22 protein-coding genes are annotated in these 19,497 nt (G+C 69.5%); 9 read left to right on the top strand and 13 right to left on the bottom strand.

Going from position 1 to position 19,497, the window contains the following annotated elements; all coding sequences use genetic code 11:
* Positions 1-57 precede the first annotated feature (57 nt).
* From OHS16_RS11525 to OHS16_RS11510, 4 genes are all read right to left on the bottom strand, one after another.
* The gene (locus OHS16_RS11525; protein WP_328537099.1) at positions 58-753 is read right to left on the bottom strand and encodes a TetR/AcrR family transcriptional regulator; all 696 of its coding nucleotides are present in this window, start codon (positions 751-753) and stop codon (positions 58-60) included.
* A gap of 11 nt (positions 754-764) precedes the next feature.
* Positions 765-1,157 carry a thiol-disulfide oxidoreductase DCC family protein gene (locus OHS16_RS11520; RefSeq protein ID WP_328537098.1) on the bottom strand — a complete coding sequence of 131 codons (393 nt, stop codon included), beginning with the start codon at positions 1,155-1,157 and terminating at the stop codon, positions 765-767.
* A gap of 6 nt (positions 1,158-1,163) precedes the next feature.
* Positions 1,164-1,571 (bottom strand): hypothetical protein, encoded by a 408-nt coding sequence (locus tag OHS16_RS11515; RefSeq protein WP_328537097.1) that lies wholly within the window; start codon positions 1,569-1,571, stop codon positions 1,164-1,166.
* 207 nt (positions 1,572-1,778) lie between these two features.
* Positions 1,779-3,035 (bottom strand): MFS transporter, encoded by a 1,257-nt coding sequence (locus OHS16_RS11510; RefSeq protein WP_328537096.1) that lies wholly within the window; start codon positions 3,033-3,035, stop codon positions 1,779-1,781.
* A gap of 93 nt (positions 3,036-3,128) precedes the next feature.
* Here OHS16_RS11510 and OHS16_RS11505 point away from each other — a divergent pair, with 93 nt between their 5' ends.
* Both OHS16_RS11505 and OHS16_RS11500 read left to right on the top strand, forming a co-directional pair.
* Positions 3,129-3,629: a MarR family winged helix-turn-helix transcriptional regulator gene (locus tag OHS16_RS11505; protein WP_328537095.1), complete on the top strand. Its 501-nt coding sequence runs from the start codon at positions 3,129-3,131 to the stop codon at positions 3,627-3,629.
* Between the two features lie 188 nt (positions 3,630-3,817).
* Positions 3,818-4,261: an Lrp/AsnC family transcriptional regulator gene (locus OHS16_RS11500; protein ID WP_328537094.1), complete on the top strand. Its 444-nt coding sequence runs from the start codon at positions 3,818-3,820 to the stop codon at positions 4,259-4,261.
* 40 nt (positions 4,262-4,301) lie between these two features.
* Here OHS16_RS11500 and OHS16_RS11495 read toward each other — a convergent pair whose 3' ends face one another.
* The 6 genes from OHS16_RS11495 to OHS16_RS11470 form a co-directional block, all read right to left on the bottom strand.
* Entirely contained in the window at positions 4,302-4,823 is a 522-nt protein-coding gene (locus tag OHS16_RS11495) for a hypothetical protein (RefSeq protein ID WP_328537093.1), read from the bottom strand.
* Between the two features lie 156 nt (positions 4,824-4,979).
* Entirely contained in the window at positions 4,980-5,756 is a 777-nt protein-coding gene (locus OHS16_RS11490) for a succinate dehydrogenase iron-sulfur subunit (RefSeq protein ID WP_328537092.1), read from the bottom strand.
* Positions 5,756-7,510, bottom strand: a complete 1,755-nt coding sequence (gene sdhA / locus OHS16_RS11485) for a succinate dehydrogenase flavoprotein subunit (RefSeq protein WP_328537091.1) — start codon at positions 7,508-7,510, stop codon at positions 5,756-5,758. The genes OHS16_RS11490 and sdhA overlap by 1 nt, the downstream gene beginning before the upstream one ends.
* Before the next feature lie 25 nt (positions 7,511-7,535).
* The gene (locus OHS16_RS11480; protein ID WP_328537090.1) at positions 7,536-8,012 is read right to left on the bottom strand and encodes a succinate dehydrogenase hydrophobic membrane anchor subunit; all 477 of its coding nucleotides are present in this window, start codon (positions 8,010-8,012) and stop codon (positions 7,536-7,538) included.
* Positions 8,013-8,019: 7 nt separating this feature from the next.
* Complete coding sequence (sdhC, locus tag OHS16_RS11475; RefSeq protein WP_328537089.1) at positions 8,020-8,400, bottom strand: succinate dehydrogenase, cytochrome b556 subunit; 381 nt, start codon at positions 8,398-8,400, stop codon at positions 8,020-8,022.
* Between the two features lie 156 nt (positions 8,401-8,556).
* Complete coding sequence (locus tag OHS16_RS11470; protein ID WP_443042598.1) at positions 8,557-9,201, bottom strand: 2-oxo-4-hydroxy-4-carboxy-5-ureidoimidazoline decarboxylase; 645 nt, start codon at positions 9,199-9,201, stop codon at positions 8,557-8,559.
* A 175-nt stretch (positions 9,202-9,376) separates the two neighbouring features.
* Here OHS16_RS11470 and OHS16_RS11465 point away from each other — a divergent pair, with 175 nt between their 5' ends.
* Positions 9,377-10,993 carry a beta-N-acetylhexosaminidase gene (locus OHS16_RS11465; RefSeq protein ID WP_328537088.1) on the top strand — a complete coding sequence of 539 codons (1,617 nt, stop codon included), beginning with the start codon at positions 9,377-9,379 and terminating at the stop codon, positions 10,991-10,993.
* Between the two features lie 90 nt (positions 10,994-11,083).
* Positions 11,084-11,338, top strand: coding sequence for a hypothetical protein (locus OHS16_RS11460; protein WP_328537087.1), 255 nt, complete (start codon positions 11,084-11,086; stop codon positions 11,336-11,338).
* Between the two features lie 190 nt (positions 11,339-11,528).
* On the opposite strand, the gene OHS16_RS11455 is transcribed toward OHS16_RS11460, so the two are convergent.
* Positions 11,529-11,690, bottom strand: a complete 162-nt coding sequence (locus tag OHS16_RS11455; protein WP_328537086.1) for a hypothetical protein — start codon at positions 11,688-11,690, stop codon at positions 11,529-11,531.
* Positions 11,691-12,050: 360 nt separating this feature from the next.
* On the opposite strand from OHS16_RS11455, the gene OHS16_RS11450 reads away from it, so the two are divergent.
* The 3 genes from OHS16_RS11450 to OHS16_RS11440 all read left to right on the top strand — a co-directional run bounded on the left by OHS16_RS11450 (position 12,051) and on the right by OHS16_RS11440 (position 14,453).
* The gene (locus OHS16_RS11450) at positions 12,051-12,518 is read left to right on the top strand and encodes a lamin tail domain-containing protein (RefSeq protein ID WP_328537085.1); all 468 of its coding nucleotides are present in this window, start codon (positions 12,051-12,053) and stop codon (positions 12,516-12,518) included.
* 289 nt (positions 12,519-12,807) lie between these two features.
* Positions 12,808-13,467, top strand: a complete 660-nt coding sequence (locus OHS16_RS11445) for an RNA polymerase sigma factor (protein WP_328540806.1) — start codon at positions 12,808-12,810, stop codon at positions 13,465-13,467.
* On the top strand, positions 13,467-14,453 hold the full coding sequence (locus OHS16_RS11440; protein WP_328537084.1) for a hypothetical protein: 987 nt from the start codon (positions 13,467-13,469) through the stop codon (positions 14,451-14,453). The genes OHS16_RS11445 and OHS16_RS11440 overlap by 1 nt, the downstream gene beginning before the upstream one ends.
* Positions 14,454-14,644: 191 nt before the next feature.
* On the opposite strand, the gene OHS16_RS11435 is transcribed toward OHS16_RS11440, so the two are convergent.
* Positions 14,645-15,520, bottom strand: coding sequence for a L,D-transpeptidase family protein (locus OHS16_RS11435; protein ID WP_328537083.1), 876 nt, complete (start codon positions 15,518-15,520; stop codon positions 14,645-14,647).
* A 196-nt stretch (positions 15,521-15,716) separates the two neighbouring features.
* Here OHS16_RS11435 and OHS16_RS11430 point away from each other — a divergent pair, with 196 nt between their 5' ends.
* A complete protein-coding gene (locus OHS16_RS11430; protein ID WP_328537082.1) occupies positions 15,717-17,315 on the top strand; it encodes an acyl-CoA mutase large subunit family protein in 1,599 nt (532 codons plus the stop codon).
* Between the two features lie 120 nt (positions 17,316-17,435).
* Entirely contained in the window at positions 17,436-18,089 is a 654-nt protein-coding gene (leuE, locus tag OHS16_RS11425) for a leucine efflux protein LeuE (protein ID WP_328537081.1), read from the top strand.
* Here the strand turns inward: leuE and OHS16_RS11420 are convergent.
* Positions 18,076-19,479: an FAD-dependent monooxygenase gene (locus OHS16_RS11420; RefSeq protein WP_328537080.1), complete on the bottom strand. Its 1,404-nt coding sequence runs from the start codon at positions 19,477-19,479 to the stop codon at positions 18,076-18,078. The genes leuE and OHS16_RS11420 overlap by 14 nt on opposite strands.
* Between the last annotated feature and the right edge of the window lie 18 nt (positions 19,480-19,497).

Raw genomic sequence — 19,497 nt, 5'->3', positions numbered from 1 at the left:
CACGCGCCGGCCCCTGTCCGCCCCGGGGGGCGGACGGCCGGCCGGGGGCCCGCCGGCTCAGGACCGTTTGCGGGCCGCTGCCGTCTCCGCCATCCCCGGCAGGAAGTCGGTGAAGAGCTCGTGCACCTCGTGCACCAGCGGCCGCAGCACCCGGAACCGTGCCAGCGCGATACCGCGGGTGGTGAGCCGTGCTCCTCGTCCCGCGAGCCGCCGTGTCCGCTCGCGCCCGGGGGAGCGGTCGAAGACCCAGTAGAGGACCAGGCCCATCTGGGACAGCCACATCAACTCGGGGAGTACGTCCTCCAGGTCAGCGGGGACTTTCGCCTTGGCGCCCGCGAGCACTTCCCGGTGGATGGAGATGGCCGCCTCACGGGCGGGCTGTGACTCGGCGGAGAAGGGGCTGAGCGGGCTCTCGGGATCCGCGGCGTTCTTGAAGAACTGCGCCGCGAACTCGTGGTACGGAGCGGCGATCTCCAGCCAGGCCGTCAGGACCCCGGTGAGCCGGGTCTCGAGATCCGTCTCGTTGTCGAGCACCTCGCGTACCGCCGCCTGGTGTTCGGCGCCGATCCGGTCGTAGAAGCCCTGGACCAAATGTTCCTTGCCGGCGAAGTAGTAGTACGCGTTCCCGACGGAGACGCCTGCCTCCTGGGCGATGGCCCGCATGGTCGTCTTGTCGTAACCGCGCTCCTGGAACAGCCGGAGCGCGGTTTCGAGGATGAGCGTCCGGGTCTGCTCGCTCTTGGCTGCTGTCACGGTGAACGAGCCTAACCGGGGATCTCGCACCGATCACCGCAGGGCGGTGCGGTGACGTCCCGGTACTTCGCCGCCGAGAGCATCGCGACCCGGATGAAGGGCGCCCCGGCCGGGGTGGCGAGCCAGTGGGCCTTGGCCCGGTGCTCCGCAAGCGCCCAGAGGCACACGATCCAGGCAGCCGGGCCACGGTAGATCTGGCCCCGGTCGCCGATGACGGTCATCTCCTCCAGGGTGCCCCGGTGGTCGAGGCCGGGGAACCGCCGCATCGCCTCGGCGGAAGCGGCGGGAATCAGTTCCAGTCGGACGAGTTGGCGCTGCCGCAGAAGCCAGTGCCGCAGATGGACGCAGAGCGGACACTGCGCGTCGTAGAGCACGGTCAGCCCCCGCACCGGAATCCCGCTCATGGCCGCTCAGACTCCCGGGGTCGGGGCGGCCCAGCCCTGCGGCGGCACCGGCGGCGTCTGCTCGCGTTCCATGATTCCGCGCCGGCGGAACTTGTTGAGTGCGTAGACGTTGCCGAGGTGCATCACGCCGAGGACGAGCAGCACCACCCCGAGCTTCTTCGACAGTGCCTCGAAGATGCCCCGGGCGTCGGTGATGGTGGTGTCGTCCTGGAGATACAGCGCGACGAATCCCAGGTTGACCAGGTAGAAGCCCACCACCAGCAGGTGGTTGACGGCGTCGGCGAGCTTCTCGTTCCCGTGCAGTACGTCCGCCAGGAAGACCCGGCCGTTGTTGCTGAGTGTCCGGGCCACCCAGACCGTCAGCGACACGCTGATGGCCAGATAGACGATGTACGCGACAACTGTGAGATCCATGCCCCACTCCCTTGAACGTGTTCAAAAGCTCTTGCTGTGGACTGTAGACCTTCTTTTGAACATGTTCAAGCGGGCTGCCGGAGTGGTGGGCAGCCCGCATCGCTGTGGTGTGGCTTCCTTCTGAGGTCCTGTCAGTCAGGCATGACCGCATGTGCGGCGCGGGCGCTCGGATCCCGGGGCCGGCGCGGTGCACGCCGCCCGGCGGTATCAGGGCGCCGGAGCCGCCCTGGGGGCGGAGGCCTCGGCCCGGGTGGGCGGGCCGGTCCTTCCCGTGCTGCCGGTGAACCGCCGTACGCCCGGGACGGCGGCGGTTCCCAGGCAGGTCAGGGCGACGGCCCCGGCGGCGAAGGCGAGCGGCGTCCCGGGGCCCCAGGCGGAGGCGGCCATCGGGGCCACGGCGTATCCGATCGGCATCGCCGCCAGGGAGAGCAGCCAGTCGTAGGAGTCCACCCGGGCCAGTGCATGCGCCGGTACCGCCGACTGCACCGCGGTCTCCCAGACAGGGCTCAGGAAGCCGAGCCCGGCCAGTGCGAGCCCGTACGCCGCGATGATCAGCGCGACATGTGCGTGCAGGGCCATCAGGCCGAGCGGCACCGCGTACAGCGCGAGGCCCATGTTCGCCACCAGCACCGGCCGCCGGGGCCGGGCCCTGCTCGCCAGCAGGGAGCCCAGAAGGAGCCCGACCGTGCCGGACTGCAGGGTCCAGACCCACACCCACTTCCCGCCGAGTTCATGGACGGCGATCCCCGGGCCGAGGGTCATCAGCACCGCCGCCGCGCCGTTCCAGGTGGAGTGACCGATGAGGCTGGTCCAGTACCAGTCGCGGGAACGGACCTCCGCCCACCCCTCCTTGAGGTCGGACAGGACCGAACTCCGGGGGACCGGAACCCGGGCGACCGTGATCACGGCGAGCAGTGCGGCACTCGCGGCGAAGGTGGCGCCGTCCAGGACGAAAGCCCAGCCTGGGCCGGCGGTGGCGACGAGAAGCCCGCCGAGCGCGGGCCCGCCGAGCCGGGTGGCGCTGCCGGCCACACCCATCAGGGAGTTGGCCCGGAGCAGGTCGCCACCGTCGACGGTGCCGACGACCAGCGGCGACGACGTGGGGATGGCGAAGGCGCCTGCCGCCCCGCCGATGGCCTCGGCGACGGCCAGATGGGCGAGATGCGGCTGACCGCTCAGCAGTTCGGCACCGACGAAGAGCTGGGTGGCGCAGCGTACGAGATCAGTGGTGAGAGCGACCGTGCGGGCGTTGAAGCGGTCGCCGACCACGCCGCCCATCGGCAGCAGAAGCAGCTTGGGGATCATCGCGCAGGCAAGCACCACGGCAAGGGCGGCGGCCGAATCGGTGGCCTGCTGGATGGCGAGCGCGAGGGCGACGGGGATGACCGCGTCACCCGCCATGGACAGGGTGCGTCCGGTGAAGAGCAGCCTGAACGCCCGTCTGCGCAAGGGATGTGAGTGCATGTCGCATAAATTAATTCGGACCTGAAGTATTCGTCAACGAAATATACGGGGCCGAAGGAACGTGGGCAGGTCGGTGGTCGTACGATCCAGCACATGGAGCACCGCGACAAAACCGACCGGCACGTGGCGCAATGGGCGCCCGTGCTCCCCGACCTCGACCCCGACATCGAGGGGGCGGTCACGCGGATGCAGAAGCTGACCCTGCATCTGCGCCGGGTGCGCGAGCAGTCGCTGGTCGAGTTCGAACTCGACCGGCCCGAGTTCGAGACCCTGCACAAACTGGCGGGCCGCGACGGCACGGCCACACCCTCCGAACTCGCCGCGGACCTGGACCTGGCTCCGGCATCGGTCACCGGTCGCCTCGATGTCCTGGAGCGACGAGGCTATGTGCGCCGCACTCAGTCCAGCACGGACCGTCGCCGTGTCGATGTCGAACTGACCCCGGCAGGACGGGAGATGTGGCTGGGCGCGATGGACGTGCTCGGCAACGAGGAGTCCCGGCTGCTCGGCATCCTCGACAGCGGCGAGCGGCGGCACCTCTCCGACCTGCTCCGGCGCATCATGCTGGTCGCCGAGGGCGACGACCGGGCGTAACGCACGTCCGGGCCGTGCCCCCGCCGGTTCCCCGCCCGGTGCGGCGGGGCCACCGGTGGCCCCGGCAGTCGCTGGTGACCGCGGGGGTCGGTCCGGAAAGCCGGTGAACGCCGTTGCTTCACATCCGCACTCACCGGAACCTCATTCGCCACATCAGGGATACCTCGGGCCGGTATATGGTGACGCTCATGGATGACACCGACCGGGAAATCGTCGCGCTGCTCCAGCAGGACGCCACCCGGGCCTACGCGGCGCTCGGCAAGGCCGTCGGCCTCTCCGCGGGCGCGGTCCATGAGCGGGTACGCAAACTGCGCGAGCGCGGCATCATCAGGCGCACCACGATCGAGGTGGACCCGGCTGCCGTCGGGCGCGGTGTGCTGGCGTTCGTCATGATCGAGTCGTCGGTGTGGATGGGTGATTCGGCGGAGGCGTTCGCCGCGATCCCCGAACTCCAGGAGGCGCATGTGATCGCGGGCAGCGCGTCCGTCCTGGTCAAGGTGCGCACCCCGACCACCGAACAACTCCAGGACGTCCTCAGGCGGTTGTACGCGATCCCGGGGGTCAGCGGGACCCAGGCCACGGTCTCGCTCGAGACCTTCTTCGAGCGGGCCGTATCGCCGCTCGGTACCTGAAGGCCCCGCCCCGGCGGCCCAGCGGCCGCCGGGCGCGTGACTACATGGCGCTCAGTGACCGCGCGTAGTTCAGCTGGCCCATCACCTGGTGGAACGTCCCGGGGCCGGTTGCCTGGACCATCGTCGCGTGATGGCGGCCACCGCTGGTCACCGTGACCTGGATGAAGCCGACCGTCTTCTTCTCCTTCATCAGAAGGAAGAACAGGCCCAGCAGACAGAACAGGAAGAACACGATCGCGAGCACGATCGCCACCGGCGGGATCCGCTCCTCGGTGCGGGACATGTCCGTCGCGTTCCACACGGAGCCACGGAGCGGCAGCGTGCCTGCCGGGGTGATGATGCCGTCCTGGACCACGGTGATGTCACCGATGGACACCAGCGGGGCGCCACCGCCCGCCGGGACCGGAAGACCGGCCTGCTGGGGGTAGCCGTAAGCGGGGCCCGGATTCGGATAGCCGTAGGCCGGCGCCCCGTTGGGATAGCCGTAGCCGGGCGCACCCGGCGGATGCTGCGGGCCCCACTGATAGTCCCCGTCCGGCCCGTATGGCTGCATGTCACTCATCGCGCTCCCCGTTCTCCTGCATGCGGCGTCCCGCACTCAACGCCCCGTAAGGCCCACAGGGAGATCCTGGCACAGGAAGACGCATCAGGGCCCCGCTGCCCGGAAGCCGGGAAACGGGGCCCTGATGATGCGCGGCGGCCGGTGAGGCCGGAAGGGTCAGAAGCGGCGGGTGATGAGTGCGCGCTTCACTTCCTGGATCGCCTTGGTGACCTCGATGCCTCGCGGGCAGGCGTCCGTGCAGTTGAACGTGGTGCGGCAACGCCACACGCCGTCCTTGTCGTTGAGGATCTCGAGACGCTGCTCGCCGCCCTCGTCACGCGAGTCGAAGATGAATCGGTGCGCGTTGACGATCGCGGCCGGGCCGAAGTACTGGCCGTCGTTCCAGAAGACCGGGCAGGAGGAGGTGCAGGCCGCACAGAGGATGCACTTCGTCGTGTCGTCGAAACGCTCACGGTCCTCGGCGGACTGCAGACGCTCCCGCGTCGGCTCGTTGCCGCTGGTGATCAGGAACGGCATCACGTCGCGGTACGCCTGGAAGAACGGGTCCATGTCGACCACCAGGTCCTTGAGGACCGTGAGGCCCTTGATGGCCTCGATGGTGATCGGCTTGTCCGGGTTGATGTCCTTGATCAGCGTCTTGCAGGCGAGCCTGTTCTTGCCGTTGATCCGCACCGCGTCGGAGCCGCAGACCCCGTGCGCGCACGAGCGCCGGAAGGTCAGGGTGCCGTCGATCTCCCACTTGATCTTGTGCAGAGCGTCGAGGACACGCTCCTTGGGATCGATCAGGACCTCGAAGTCCTGCCACTGCGACTCGTCCGAGATCTCCGGGTTGAAGCGGCGGATCCGGAAAATGGCCGTGATGAAGGGGGAGTCGGCGAAGCCTGCTTCCGCCTTGCCGGCCGACTCGGCCTTGTCCATGGTCGGTGTAGCCATCAGTACTTACGCTCCATCGGCTGGTAGCGGGTCTGGACGACCGGCTTGTAGTCGAGCCGGATCGACTCGGAGCCGTCGTCGCCCACCTCGCGGTACGCCATGGTGTGGCGCATGAAGTTGACGTCGTCGCGGTTCGGGAAGTCCTCGCGGTAGTGACCGCCGCGGGATTCCTTGCGCGCGAGGGCGGAGGTCGCCATGACCTCGGCGAGGTCGAGCAGGTTGCCCAGCTCGATGGCCTCGAGGAGGTCGGTGTTGAACCGGCGGCCCTTGTCCTGGATGGACACGTTCAGATAGCGCTCGCGCAGCTCGGCGATCTTCTCGACCGCGGTCTTGATCGTCTGCTCGGTGCGGAACACCATCACATTGGCGTCCATGCACTCCTGGAGCTCCAGACGCAGCTCGGAGACCCGCTCGGTGCCCGTGGAGTTGCGCAGCCGCTCGACCTGGGCCTCGACCTGCGACGCCGGGTTCTCGGGAAGCTCGACGAGGTCGTGCTTCGCGGAGTACTCGGCGGCCGCGATGCCCGACCTGCGCCCGAAGACGTTGATGTCGAGCAGCGAGTTGGTGCCCAGGCGGTTGGCTCCGTGCACCGAGACGCAGGCGACCTCACCGGCGGCGTACAGGCCGGGAACGACCGTGGTGTTGTCCGAGAGGACCTCACCCTGGACGTTCGTCGGGATGCCGCCCATGGCGTAGTGCGCGGTGGGCTGGATCGGGATCGGGTCGGTGTACGGCTCGATGCCCAGGTAGGTGCGCGCGAACTCCGTGATGTCCGGGAGCTTGGCGTCCAGCTGCTCCGGCGGGAGGTGCGTGAGGTCGAGGTAGACGTGGTCTCCGGCGGGACCGCAGCCGCGGCCCTCGCGGATCTCCGTGTAGATGGAGCGGGAGACGACGTCACGGGACGCGAGGTCCTTCATGACCGGCGCGTACTTCTCCATGAAGCGCTCGCCGTCCTTGTTGCGGAGGATGCCGCCCTCACCGCGGGCGCCCTCCGTCAGCAGGATGCCCATGCGCCAGATGCCCGTCGGGTGGAACTGGAAGAACTCCATGTCCTCCAGCGGCAGACCCCGGCGGTAGCACGCGGCCTGGCCGTCACCGGTCAGGGTGTGCGCGTTGGACGTCACCTTGAAGAACTTGCCGGTGCCGCCGGACGCGTAGATCACGGACTTCGACTGGAAGACGTGGATCTCGCCGGTAGCCAGCTCGTAGGCGACAACACCGGCGGAGGTCTTGACCCCGTCGACCTCCACAAGGAGCTGGTCGAGGACGTAGAACTCGTTGAAGAACTCGACACCCTCCTTGACGCAGTTCTGGTAGAGGGTCTGGAGGATCATGTGGCCGGTGCGGTCCGCGGCGTAGCACGCACGGCGGACCGGGGCCTCACCGTGGTTGCGCGAGTGGCCGCCGAAACGGCGCTGGTCGATCTCCCCGGCGGGCGTCCGGTTGAACGGCAGGCCCATCTTCTCCAGGTCGAGGACCGCGTCGATGGCCTCCTTCGCCAGGATCTCGGCGGCGTCCTGGTCGACCAGGTAGTCGCCGCCCTTGATCGTGTCGAAGGTGTGCCACTCCCAGTTGTCCTCCTCGACGTTGGCGAGGGCGGCGGCCATGCCGCCCTGGGCAGCGCCGGTGTGGGAGCGGGTCGGGTACAGCTTCGTCAGGACTGCGGTCCGGCTGCGCTTCGTCGACTCGATGGCCGCGCGCATGCCGGCGCCGCCGGCGCCGACGATGACGGTGTCGTACTTGTGGATCTTCATGTGAAAGCGCCTCGGTCCCGGGCTTCTAGCGGATGTTCGGGTCGAAGGTGAAGATCACCAGCGTGCCCAGCAGGATGGTGAACACCGTGGCGGTGTACAGCAGGCCCTTGAGCCACAGGCGCGTGTTGACGCGCTCCGCGTAGTCGTTGATGACGGTGCGGAGGCCGTTCGCGCCGTGGAGCATCGCCAGCCACAGCATCAGCAGGTCCCAGCCCTGCCAGAACGGCGAGGCCCAGCGGCCTGCCACGAAGGCGAAGCCGATCTTGGTCACACCGCCGTCGAGCACCAGCTGGATCAGCAGGTGGCCGAGAACGAGGACGACCAGCACGATGCCGGAGAGGCGCATGAAGAGCCACGCGTACATCTCGAAGTTGCCGCGGGTGGACTTCGGCGTCTTCTTGGTGCGGGCGCGGGGGGCTTCGATGAGCGGGGCCGGGTTGTCGGCGTCGAAGAGCGAAACGCCCTCGACGGGCCCGACAGCGGCAGAGGTCTCAGCAGACATTCAGTCCTCAGCTCCCGAACAGTTCACGTGCGGCGTGCCCGAGCACGGGGTAGATCGCCCCGATCAACAGCAGGACCCAGATGCCCACGACTGACCACAGCATCTGCTTCTGGTAGCGCGGGCCCTTGGACCAGAAGTCCACGGCGATGATGCGCAAACCGTTCAGAGCGTGGAAGAGGATGGCTGCGACAAGGCCGTACTCCAGAACACCGACGATCGGTGTCTTGTACGTGGCGATGACCTTGTCGTAGTCCTCTGGGGAGATACGGACGAGAGCAGTGTCCAGGACGTGTACGAACAGGAAGAAGAAAATGAGGACACCGGTGACTCGATGAGCCACCCAGGACCACATGCCTTCCCGGCCGCGGTACAGCGTTCCAGCCGGCACGGAAAAACCCTCCGGGAGCGGGGATGGGGGTCATGCCGCCAAGGACTGCTCGGGAAGAGCAGCTGTGTCGGTCTGGCCCGGCCGGGTACGGTCCACCGGCCCTGGCCATCGTAGCGACGAGTTGTCGGTTCGCTCGCCCGGGGTCCTTCGGTGTGATCAAACAGGCACGGACGGACTATCCGCACGGCCCGCATCCGCCACAAGACGGGCGATTCGTCCCCGGGCGAGTCGGCGCAGTTCGCCCGCGGCGACCGTGCGTTCCTCGTCAGGTTCGTGTGCGAGCCGCGAGCGGATCCCGGCAAGCACCTGGTCGAGATGTTCGGCGGGGCGGATGTCGTCGAGGCAGATCACGAAGGCGTGGCCGAAGCGGCTCTGGTACGCGGAATGGGCGGCGCGCAGCGCGGTGTGCGCGGTCTGCGGGGTGCGGTGGTGGAGCAGTCCTGCCGCGGTTTCGCCGGCCAGCGCCCGGGTGAGCTCGGTGGGGGAGAGGTCGTAACTCGCCTCGTCGGCCGCCGCGAACAGAGCGGCCAGATCGGGGTAGGGGCGGTGTGCGGCCACGCGTTCGGCCCAGCGCCGGCTTCCGCAGCAGCCGAGCAGTGCGGCCTCGGCGAGATGGGGAGGGGCGCTGTTGAACCGGTCCAGACCGTGCGCGCCGGCGCTGGGCCTGCCCGGTGGCTGCTGGCCGTGCGCCTGACCCAGCGGGGCCAGGCGGGCCGGGCCGCGCGCCGTGTGGTGAAGTGTCGGCGGTCGCGTCGGCGGGCCGGCGTGGGGTTCGCTGGACAGCGTGAGCTCCTCGAACACGACGGGTGGGTCGGGTGTGACGGCAGATGGATGAGCCCCAACGGTATCGGCGCGGAGTGTCCCGTGTCCGACGGATGCACGAATTTCACCCGGAAGGGAGAGTTTCATGGCGTGGGATGGACGATTTGGGCGGAGTTTCGCCCTACCTTCGCTGTAAATGGGAGGTTTCTGACTAATGAGGCAGTTCAACCGATCAGTTGGTGTGGCCGCCGGAGTGGCCGTCACGGCCGCCACCGCAGTGGTACTGGCCTTCGTGGTCTGGCCGGACGACGACACCAGGGGCGGGAACGGACCGGTGAGCACCGGTCCGGTGAATTCCTCTCCCGCTCCCGTGGCCACACGGAACTATCCGGTCTCCGAAGCGCCGCGGACCATCCCGTCGGTCAGGGAGTTCGGTGCGGCGCACGGCCCGGGCTGGCGTCCGGCGTCCGGAGCGCGGGTGCTGGTGGCCCAGGGCAGCAAGGGCCTCACCGACGAGGGGGAACTCCTCTCGCACGAGTTGAAGATGGGCTACGCGTACGGCGGTACGGCGCGAGCGGGCGACATCGAGCTCGCCCTGAAACCGGACAAGAAGGCCGTTCACGAGTCGTACGCCCTCACCACCCGCGACAACCGGGTCAGGATCACAGGTCCGGACAGCGCCGGAGTCTTCTACGGGACGCGCACCCTCCGGCAGTCGGTGCGGGCCGAAGGGAAGCTGCCCGAGGGCGTGGTGCACGACTGGCCGGCCTTTCCGCAGCGTGGATTCAATCTCGACATCGCGCGCAAGCACTACACGGCGGGCTGGATCGAGGACCGGCTGAGGGAGATGGCGGACCTCAAGCTCAACCAGCTGGGGCTGCACTTCTCCGACGACCAGGCCTTCCGCATCGAGTCGGACTCGCACCCCGAGGTGGTCTCGCCCGAGCACCTCACCAAGGCGGAGGTCCGCAAGATCGTTGCTCTCGCCTCCAGCCTGCACATCTCCGTCGTGCCGGAGATCGACTCGCCGGGACATCTGGGAGCGGTGATCAAGGCGCACCCCGATCTCCAGCTGAAGGACGTCAACGGGGCGGCGTCAACCGGCGCCGTCGACGTGTCCAACCCGGCCTCGGCCCGGATCGTCGACGACCTGCTGCGCGAGTACGCCCCGCTCTTCTCGCCCAAGGGTGGTCCCACCGCCTACTGGCACCTGGGAGGCGACGAGTACCGTGCGCTGACCGTGAAGAATCCGGAGGCCTCCTATCCGCAGCTGGCCAAGGAGGCGCACCGGAAGTACGGGGCGAAGGCCACGGTCCAGGACCTGGCGGCGGGCTGGCTGAACGACCGTGCCGCGGTGATGCGCCCGTACGGCAAGAAGCTCAAGGCATGGAACGACGGGTTCTTCCGCGACGGAGTGGTGAAGGCCGACCCGTCCATCGAGGTCGAGTACTGGACCGGCAAGGAGTACGGCGTCCGGCCGCCGGTGGAGTATCTGAGCGCCGGCCGGCACCTGGTGAATCTCAACGACGAGTACCTCTACTACGTACTAGGTGAGCCCAACAACTTCACCTATCCGACGGGCCGACGGATCTACGAGGAGTGGACCCCCCGGGTGGTGCGGGGTACCAAGCCGGTTCCGGCGAAGTACGCCCACCTCATCCAGGGGGCCCGGTTCGCGGTCTGGGGCGACTTCCCGAACGCGCAGACCCCCGCGCAGGTCGCGTCCGGCATCAGGATGCCGCTGGCGGCGACGGCCCAGAAGGTCTGGAACCCGGACAAGCCGAAGCTGACCTGGCAGCAGTTCCGGGCGCTGGCGGCGAAAGTCGGCTGATCCGGCCGGAGGGGCTTGCGCCACGTCGCGGAAGCCCCTCCGCACGTCATTCGGCAGGCGGCAGCGCCCCTTGCGCCTTAGCGTCCAGGGATGGACTTCAATATCAGCGCGGAGGACGAGGCACTTCTCCTGCGTATCCGTGAGCATCTGCACGCAGGCAACCGGCCCCGGGAGGACGAGCTGGTGGCCGAACTCGGCGAGGACGTGCGTGCCCAGGTGCGCAGTCTGGGCAAGCGCGGCTGGCTGGTCGTCAGGCCGGTGCCGGGCGGGCTGGTGTACGTCGAGGGGCTGTCCCCGCTGGCGGAGTCGGCTCTGTCGAACCGGCGGGACGTGGGCGACGAGTAGGGAATGCCGCCCGGATCGTCCCGGGGCCGTGACGCCCGGCCCGGCACCTCGGCGGGTTTCCGCATCACCCGAGTGCACCGGGTCCGCGGGGCATGCTCCGCCTTGCGATGCACCGCGCCGGACGCCGCGGCCCGGTCCGGACTGATCCACCCGGCACACCGGCCCGTGCCCCGAGCGGGTCCGCTGGGCCTCACACCGGCGGCCGCGGCGAACGCGCGCAGGTCTCCCGCTCGTCCGGGTGGCCCGCGATGGCCGCGTGCTCCCCGTGTTCGTACGCACCGGTCTCCCACCCCCCTCTGCGCCGGAACTCCTCCTGGGCAAAGGGAAGCCGGGGGTGCGGGGGCAGGCTCATGGAGCCTTCGATGCGGTACCAGCCCTCCGGCGCACCGGTGGCGCGCTGGTGTCCCTCAGGTCCCGGCGGTCCACGGTGGCCGGCCCATCGGAAGTGATCAGAGCTGATCCCACCAGGAGGCGTCACGTACTGCGATCGGTCACTCGCGGGGAGCGTGTGCGGGCCTCGGTGCGCCGGGTGGTGTGCGCCGGATGATCTGACGTTGCGTGTTTTGTCCGCTTTCTGTAACACGGGAGGGTTTCTCCGGCTTGGGCAGTCCGGGCCGGTCCACAGTGTGGATGTCCGGCACGAAGCCGGGCGTTCATCTGCACCATGCGTCTTCGCCATCCGGCGTGCGCATGCCCTGATCTGGGGGTTTACATGTCGTCTCTGTCTTCGGGCTCCCGTCTCGCCGCAGCGGTACTGTCCGCGGGAGCCCTGCTGGCCGCGGCCTTCCCGGCCGCGGCCTCCGACCATCACCACCCGGCTCCGCGTCACGAGCGGTCCGCGGTCGACCTCGGCGGCGTTCACTTCCGCACCCAGGGCCGCGGTCACCGCGCGGACCTGGGGGCCGAGTGGGTCACCGTCACCAACAAGTCCCGCAAGTCGGTCAATCTGCGGGGGTGGACGCTGAGCGACGCGCAGCACCACACCTACCGGTTCCACTCGCTGTGGCTGGGCGCCCACAAGTCGGTCAAGGTCCGCACCGGTTTCGGGCGTGACAACGCGAGCAACGTGTACCAGGACCGTCGTTCCAGCGTCTGGGACAAGGCCGGGGACAAGGCGACGCTGCGCGATGCGCGCGGCCACGTGGTGGACACCCAGAGCTGGGGCCGTCACCACCGCTGACAGCCGGCGGCCCCGGCCGTCCTCGTTCAGGGAGGACGACCGGGGCCGCCACCCCCCACAGGAGAGGCCCCGGTCGTCGTCCGCGGGAGCCGCGGTACGGGTCCCGTATCTCTCTCAGCGCCGGGCATGCGTTTTCTGTCACACCGCGCAGGGTCAAGAAGTTGTTGCAGGTTGTACAAGTCGTGGACGCGGGGAGGCTTAGGCCGTAGCGTGACGTTTTGCGCACAGTGGCGCGGCAGTGGCGACCAACTGCGAATCGGTGAGCAGGGCAGCGGGGCAGGTTGAGGAAGTGCTGGGGGACGACGCGGAGCTGACCGCCGCGGTGCTCGCGGCACAGGACGGGGACGAGAACGCCTTCCGGACTGTGTACCGCGCTGTGCATCCGCGGCTGTTGGGCTATGTCCGCACACTGGTCGGGGAACCGGATGCCGAGGACGTCGCATCGGAGGCCTGGCTGCAGATCGCACGTGACCTGCAGCGCTTCAGCGGAGACGCGGACCGCTTCCGCGGCTGGGCGGCGCGGATAGCCAGGAACCGCGCGCTGGATCACATACGCATGAGGGGCAGGCGCCCCGCCGCCGGCGGCGACGAGACGGAACTCGCGGGTGAGCCCGGTGAGTGCGACACCGCGGGCGAGGCCATGGAAGCCCTGGCGACCGGCCGGACGATGCGGCTCATCGCACAGCTCCCGCAGGACCAGGCCGAAGCGGTCGTGCTGCGGGTGGTCGTCGGACTCGACGCCAAGACCGCGGCCAGGACGCTGGGCAAGCGCCCGGGCGCCGTACGGACCGCAGCGCACCGCGGTCTGAAGCGGCTCGCGGAACTCCTCGGCCCCGACGCCGGTCCGCACGGGCTCGATGGCGTACCCACGCAGCGCACGGCGCGCGAGGAGGCGGCAACGGCGGTCGGTGTGACGCATTCGCGTCCCTGGACGCAGAAGGACATGTGATGGCCGACGAGCGGTGCGAATGGCTCGACAAGGACACGGCGGACCGATTGTTGCGCGGTGGACCTGTCGGTGCTGTCGACGATCATGCGAGGGCGCAGGCCGCGCGGCTCTACGCCGCGCTGGACGGCGTGGCCCGGCCATCCGTACACCCGGAGAACGCCGAACTCCCCGGCGAGAAAGCGGCGCTCGAGGCGTTCCGGCTGGCCGGGGAGGGCGGCGCGGACGCGGACCCACTCGGTCCTGTCTGGCTGGCAGCCGCACCAGGCGCCGCATCCGCGGCGGGCGGACTCTGGCGCAGACCCGTGCGGTTCGGCCTTGCCGCCGTGGTCGCCGGGTGCGCGCTGAGCGGCGTGGCTGTCGCGGCCGGTACCGGCGTGCTGCCGTCGCCCTTCGGTCAGGACGCACCCGTGCCGGCATCATCGGTGTCGGCCGCCGCCTCACCCCGCACGCTGATCTCCGCATCACCCACCGGCACCGGTACGAGTGCTGCGCCCGGCCCCGGTACCGGAGCCCCGGACGACGGGAACAAGGAACAGCGGACCGGGCAGCCCCCGTCCGGCGACGCGCAGCGCGGCCCTGACCCCGGTCAACGGGGAGCCGGTTCGGCGGACCCGGAGACCGGCGCGGGCCGGGACCGGACGAAGACCCCGGACAAGAACGTCCACGGGACGACGGAGGACGTCTACCGCAGGCTGACCAGTGCCTGCCGTGACTACCGCGCCGGGCGGGTCGACGGGGAGCACCGGCGCATCCTCGAGTCGCAGGCGGACGGCGCGTCGAAGGTCGGGAAGTTCTGCGACCGGATACTCGGCGCCACGGGTGAAGGCGACGACGCCGGCCACCACTTCACGTTCGGCCCCGTTGTGCCCACCGCTTCGACGTCATCTCCCCTGCCCGGTCCTTCGCTCCCGTTGCGGAGCTCCGCAGCTCCGCGGCCCGGTGGCAAGAGCGCCGGGAACGGCCAGGACGGCCGGACCGACCAGTAGGTGTGACACTTTCCGGAGGTACGGCGCAGAAGAAAGTGAGCCGACTGGTCATCGGCCGCGTGTGAGCCGGGGTTCCCCCCGTACCTTCGGCTCCACGCACCCGGCGCGGGTGGGTTACGTTCCCCCGGACCCACCCGCGCCCCCAATCCTCACCCGCACTGCCCGCCGCCCGCGGGCGTCGTTTCCGGGCATCACCAGTACACGACGACCTTGTCGCCGGTTCTCACCTGGGCGAAAAGCGAGGCGATCTTCGCCTCGTCGCGGACGTTGACGCAGCCGTGCGAGGCGCCGTTGTAGCCGCGGGCCGCGAAGTCCGACGAGTAGTGCACCGCCTGGCCGCCGCTGAAGAACATCGCGTACGGCATGGCCGTGTGATAGATCGTCGACACGTGGTGCCTGCTCTTGAAGTCGACGTGGAAGGTGCCTTCCCTGGTCGGGGTGTACTGCGAGCCGAAGCGCACATCCATCGACGAGAGCACCTTGCCGTCGTTGACCCAGCTCAGCGTGCGGCTCGTCTTGCTGATGCACAGGACCCGGCCCGTCATGCAGCGCGCGTCGAGCCTGCCCGGGGTCCGGCCTGCCGCGGTCCCGCTCAGCTCGTCGCCGCTCGGGGTCCGGGTCATGGCCAGCAGTCTCTGCCAGGTCGTGGAGTCGGTCCTGCCGGTGGCCGGCAGGCCGCGCCGGGCCTGGAAGCCCTTGACCGATGCGACGGTCACCGGGCCGTAGGTCCCCGTCGGGGCCCCGTCGAACCAGGCGATCTGCCGCAGCCTCGCCTGCAGTTCGCGTACCTGTATGCCGGTTGCGCCGCTTGCCATCAGGGTCTTCGGCGCGGGTGCGCTCACCGGTCGCTCCGGCGACCTGCGGGTGGGTGACGCGCTCGTGGCCGGTTCCGGCGCCGCGCTGCTCCGGGAGGGGCCCGGCGACGTGGTCGGGGAGTGGGAAGCCGCGGGGCTGCCCCGCTTGGCGTCGTCCGGACCCGCGCTCCCCGTCGTGTGTGCCGAACATCCCGCAGCCACCGCGACCACCGCCGCCGTGGCAAGTGCTCTGCGCATCAAGGTCTTCCGCATCTCGGCCCCCTGCTCTCTCCGGTATGTCCAGGGACTGATTCCCGCGCCCGGCGGTTGCGAAAGCACGGACACGATTGCGGAAAACCTGTGAGCAAGGTCCCAGCGTGTGGGACTCCGCCCACCGCGTGCCCGCCACTACAGTCCGTCGCGAGGACCGGGACTTACCAGTGAGTAGCTTGAGCGGGAGGCACAGCGGATGGCGCACGAATCCGGCGAGGGACGCATCAACGAGAGCGGGCTGCCGATCGAGCCGCTGTACGGTCCCGACGCGCTCGACGGGTGGGACCCGGCCGAGAAGCTGGGCGCACCGGGGGCCTACCCGTTCACCCGGGGGGTCTACCCCTCGATGTACACCGGCAGGCCGTGGACGATGCGCCAGTACGCCGGCTTCGGTACGGCCACCGAGTCCAACGCCCGCTACAAGCAGCTCATCGCCCACGGCACCATGGGCCTCTCGGTCGCCTTCGACCTGCCGACCCAGATGGGACACGACAGTGATGCCGCGATCGCTTCGGGCGAGGTCGGCAAGGTGGGTGTCGCCATCGACTCGATCGACGACATGCGCGTGCTGTTCGGCGGGATTCCGCTCGACAAGGTCTCCACCTCGATGACGATCAACGCCCCGGCCGCGCTGCTCCTGCTGATGTACCAGCTGGTGGGCGAGGAGCAGGGGGTGCCGGCCGACAGGATCACCGGGACGATTCAGAACGATGTACTCAAGGAGTACATCGCGCGCGGAACCTATATCTTTCCGCCCAAACCGTCACTCCGCCTGATCGCGGACATCTTCAAGTACTGCAACGCCGAGATCCCCAGGTGGAACACCATCTCGATCTCCGGCTACCACATGGCCGAAGCAGGCGCCTCGCCGGCGCAGGAGATCGCCTTCACCCTCGCGGACGGCATCGAGTACGTCCGTACCGCGGTCGCGGCTGGCATGGATGTCGACGACTTCGCGCCGCGGCTGTCGTTCTTCTTCGTCTCGCGCACGACGATCCTCGAAGAGGTCGCCAAGTTCCGCGCGGCCCGCAGGATCTGGGCCAGAGTGATGCGTGAGGAGTTCAACGCGAAGAACCCCAAGTCGCTGATGCTGCGCTTCCACACCCAGACCGCGGGTGTCCAGCTCACCGCCCAGCAGCCCGAGGTCAACCTGGTCCGGGTCGCCGTGCAGGGTCTCGCGGCCGTGCTCGGCGGTACCCAGTCACTGCACACGAACTCCTTCGACGAGGCGATCGCCCTGCCGACCGACAAGTCGGCACGCCTCGCGCTGCGCACCCAGCAGGTCCTGGCCTATGAAACGGATGTCACCGCCACCGTCGACCCGTTCGCCGGCTCCTACGTGGTGGAGCGGATGACCGACGAGGTGGAGGAAGCGGCCCTGGCGCTGATGGAGCGGGTGGAGGACCTGGGCGGAGCGGTCAGCGCCATCGAGAACGGCTTCCAGAAGAACGAGATCGAACGCAACGCGTACCGCATCGCCCAGGAGACCGACAGCGGGGAACGCGTCGTCGTCGGCGTCAACCGCTATCAGCTCGACGCCGAGGAGCCGTACGAGCCGCTGCGCGTCGACCCCGCGATCGAGGCACAGCAGGCACAGCGTCTCGCCGCGCTGCGCGCCGGCCGGGACCAGTCGGCGGTCGACGCGGCGCTCGCGGAGATGAAGAGGGCGGCATCGGGCACCGACAACGTCCTCTATCCCATGAAGGACGCCCTCAAGGCGCGGGCCACGGTCGGTGAGGTCTGCAACGCGCTGCGCGAGGTGTGGGGAAACCACGTGCCGACCGACGCGTTCTGAGTGCCCCGGCCGGGGCTGCGGATCCTCCCCGCACTTCCCTGCCCCCTGCCGTCCGGAGGGTTCGCCCGGCAGGGGGAAGCCGCTGGTCCGGGTGTCGTACCCGCGTGCGAGACTCGTTCCATGCTTGGCGTCACTGATCTCCCGACCTATCTCGCCGGCCTGGTGCTGATCATTCTGCTGCCGGGCCCCAATTCGCTGTATGTGCTCTCCGTCGCGGCCCGGCGGGGGGTGCGGACCGGATACACCGCGGCGGCCGGAGTGTTCTGCGGGGACGCCGTGCTGATGACGCTCTCCGCGGCGGGCGTGGCCTCGTTGCTCCAGGCCAACCCGCTGCTGTTCGGCGCGGTGAAGTACGCGGGAGCCGGGTATCTCACCTACCTGGCGTTCGGCATGGTCCGGACGGCCCGCGGACTGTGGGCCGACCGCCGCGAAGGGGCGGCGGAGGCGGCAGGTGATGAGCCGGCCGCCGCTCTGGAACGGCCCTACCGCCGTGCTCTCGTGGTCAGCCTGTTCAACCCGAAGGCGATCCTCTTCTTCATCTCGTTCTTCGTGCAGTTCGTCGACCCGCACTACGCCTACCCGGCGCTTTCCTTCGTGGTGCTCGGTGCGCTGGCCCAGGCGGCGAGCTTCGTCTATCTGACCCTGCTCATATTCGGCGGCACCCGCCTCGCCGCCGCGTTCCGCCGCCGCAGGCGGCTCTCGGCGGGCCTGACCACCGCGGCCGGTGCGCTCTTCCTGGGCTTCGCCGCGAAGCTCTCGCTCAGCAGCGTGTGAGGTAGGCGGCCAGCCCGGTCGTGTCCGCACCCGCCCAGCCGATGTAGCCGTCGGGCCGGACGAGGAAGAGACCCTTGCCGTACGGCTCGTACGCGTCGATGCGCAGGACGTGCACGGCCGCCGCGTCCAGTGGCGGGATGCCGGCGTCCGTTCCCACCGCGAGCAGGGTGAAGTGCGGGCCCCGGAACGTGTCGAAGAGCGTGCCGTCGGCCACGGGACCGTCCGGTGCCCGGTCGCCCGCCGCCAGTTCGCCCGCGGCGCCGACCGAGAGCGGGCCGCCGCGGTATCCGATGCCCAGCTGCTGGGTGGCCGCGCCGCGCTGCTGCTCACCGCGGTGCACACGGGTGGAAAGGCCCAGCATCTGAGCCGCGTTGGGGCGGCGCTCCTCCTCGTACGAGTCGAGGAGGGACACCGGGGCTCCGTCGCGCAGGACCCTGGCAAGCTTCCACCCCAGGTTGTACGCGTCCTGGATGCTGGTGTTGAGGCCCTGGCCGCCGGCCGGTGAATGGACATGTGCGGCATCGCCCGCCAGAAAGACCCGCCCCTCGCGGAACCGGTCGGCCAGCGCCGCGCGCGGGCGGAAGTCCGATGCCCACAGCACGTCGGTGACGTCGTCCGCGGCGAGATGGGTACGGGCGGCGACCAGCGCGCGTACGCCTTCCCGGGAGAGGTCGGGACGCTCACCGCCGGGGAACTGCGCGGCCAGCTGGAAGTCCTCGGTGCCGGGCAGCGGACAGAGCACCAGGAAGCCCGCGTCGGCGGGGAAGACATGCCAGTTCAGCCGGTCGAGAGCCGGCACCCGGACGTCGGCGACCAGCAGGGACGAGGGGTCCAGGGCCTCGCCGGTCATTCCGATGCCGAGCGCGGCACGGACCGTGGAGCGGCCGCCGTCCGCCGCCACGGCATAGCGGGCGCGCACCCGGCCGCCGGCGGAGAGCGTGGCGGTGACCCCGGACCCGTCCTGGCTGATCGATGTCAGCGCGGCACCGAAGGTCACTTCACCGCCCAGTCCGGTCAGCCGCGCGTGCAGGATCTGCTGGGTGCGCCACTGCGGCAGGATGCGCGGCATTCCGGCGTACGGCGCTGCCGGGGTCGCTTCGACCGGTTCGAACATGGTGCGCTCGCCCTGCCGCTCGCCGTTCTGCCAGATCATCTGGACCGGAGCGGGGCCGCTCGCCTCCAGCACGTCTCCGACCACCCCGAGGTCGTCGAAGACCTCCAGGGTGCGCGGCTGGATGCCCTTGCCCCGGGAGCCGGGGAAGAGCCCCCCGGCCTTCTCGGCGACGACCGTACGCACCCCCCGACGGGCCAGATCGACGGCCAGGGCGAGGCCGGTGGGGCCCGCGCCGACGATCAGGACGTCGGTTTCCTTAACATCGTTAAGTTCCATGGTTCCGAGAGTGCCCTT

Origin of the sequence: Streptomyces sp. NBC_00344 (assembly GCF_036088315.1) — a bacterium.
Taxonomy (GTDB): Bacteria; Actinomycetota; Actinomycetes; order Streptomycetales; family Streptomycetaceae; genus Streptomyces.
This window is presented reverse-complemented; position numbering and strand designations above follow the sequence as displayed.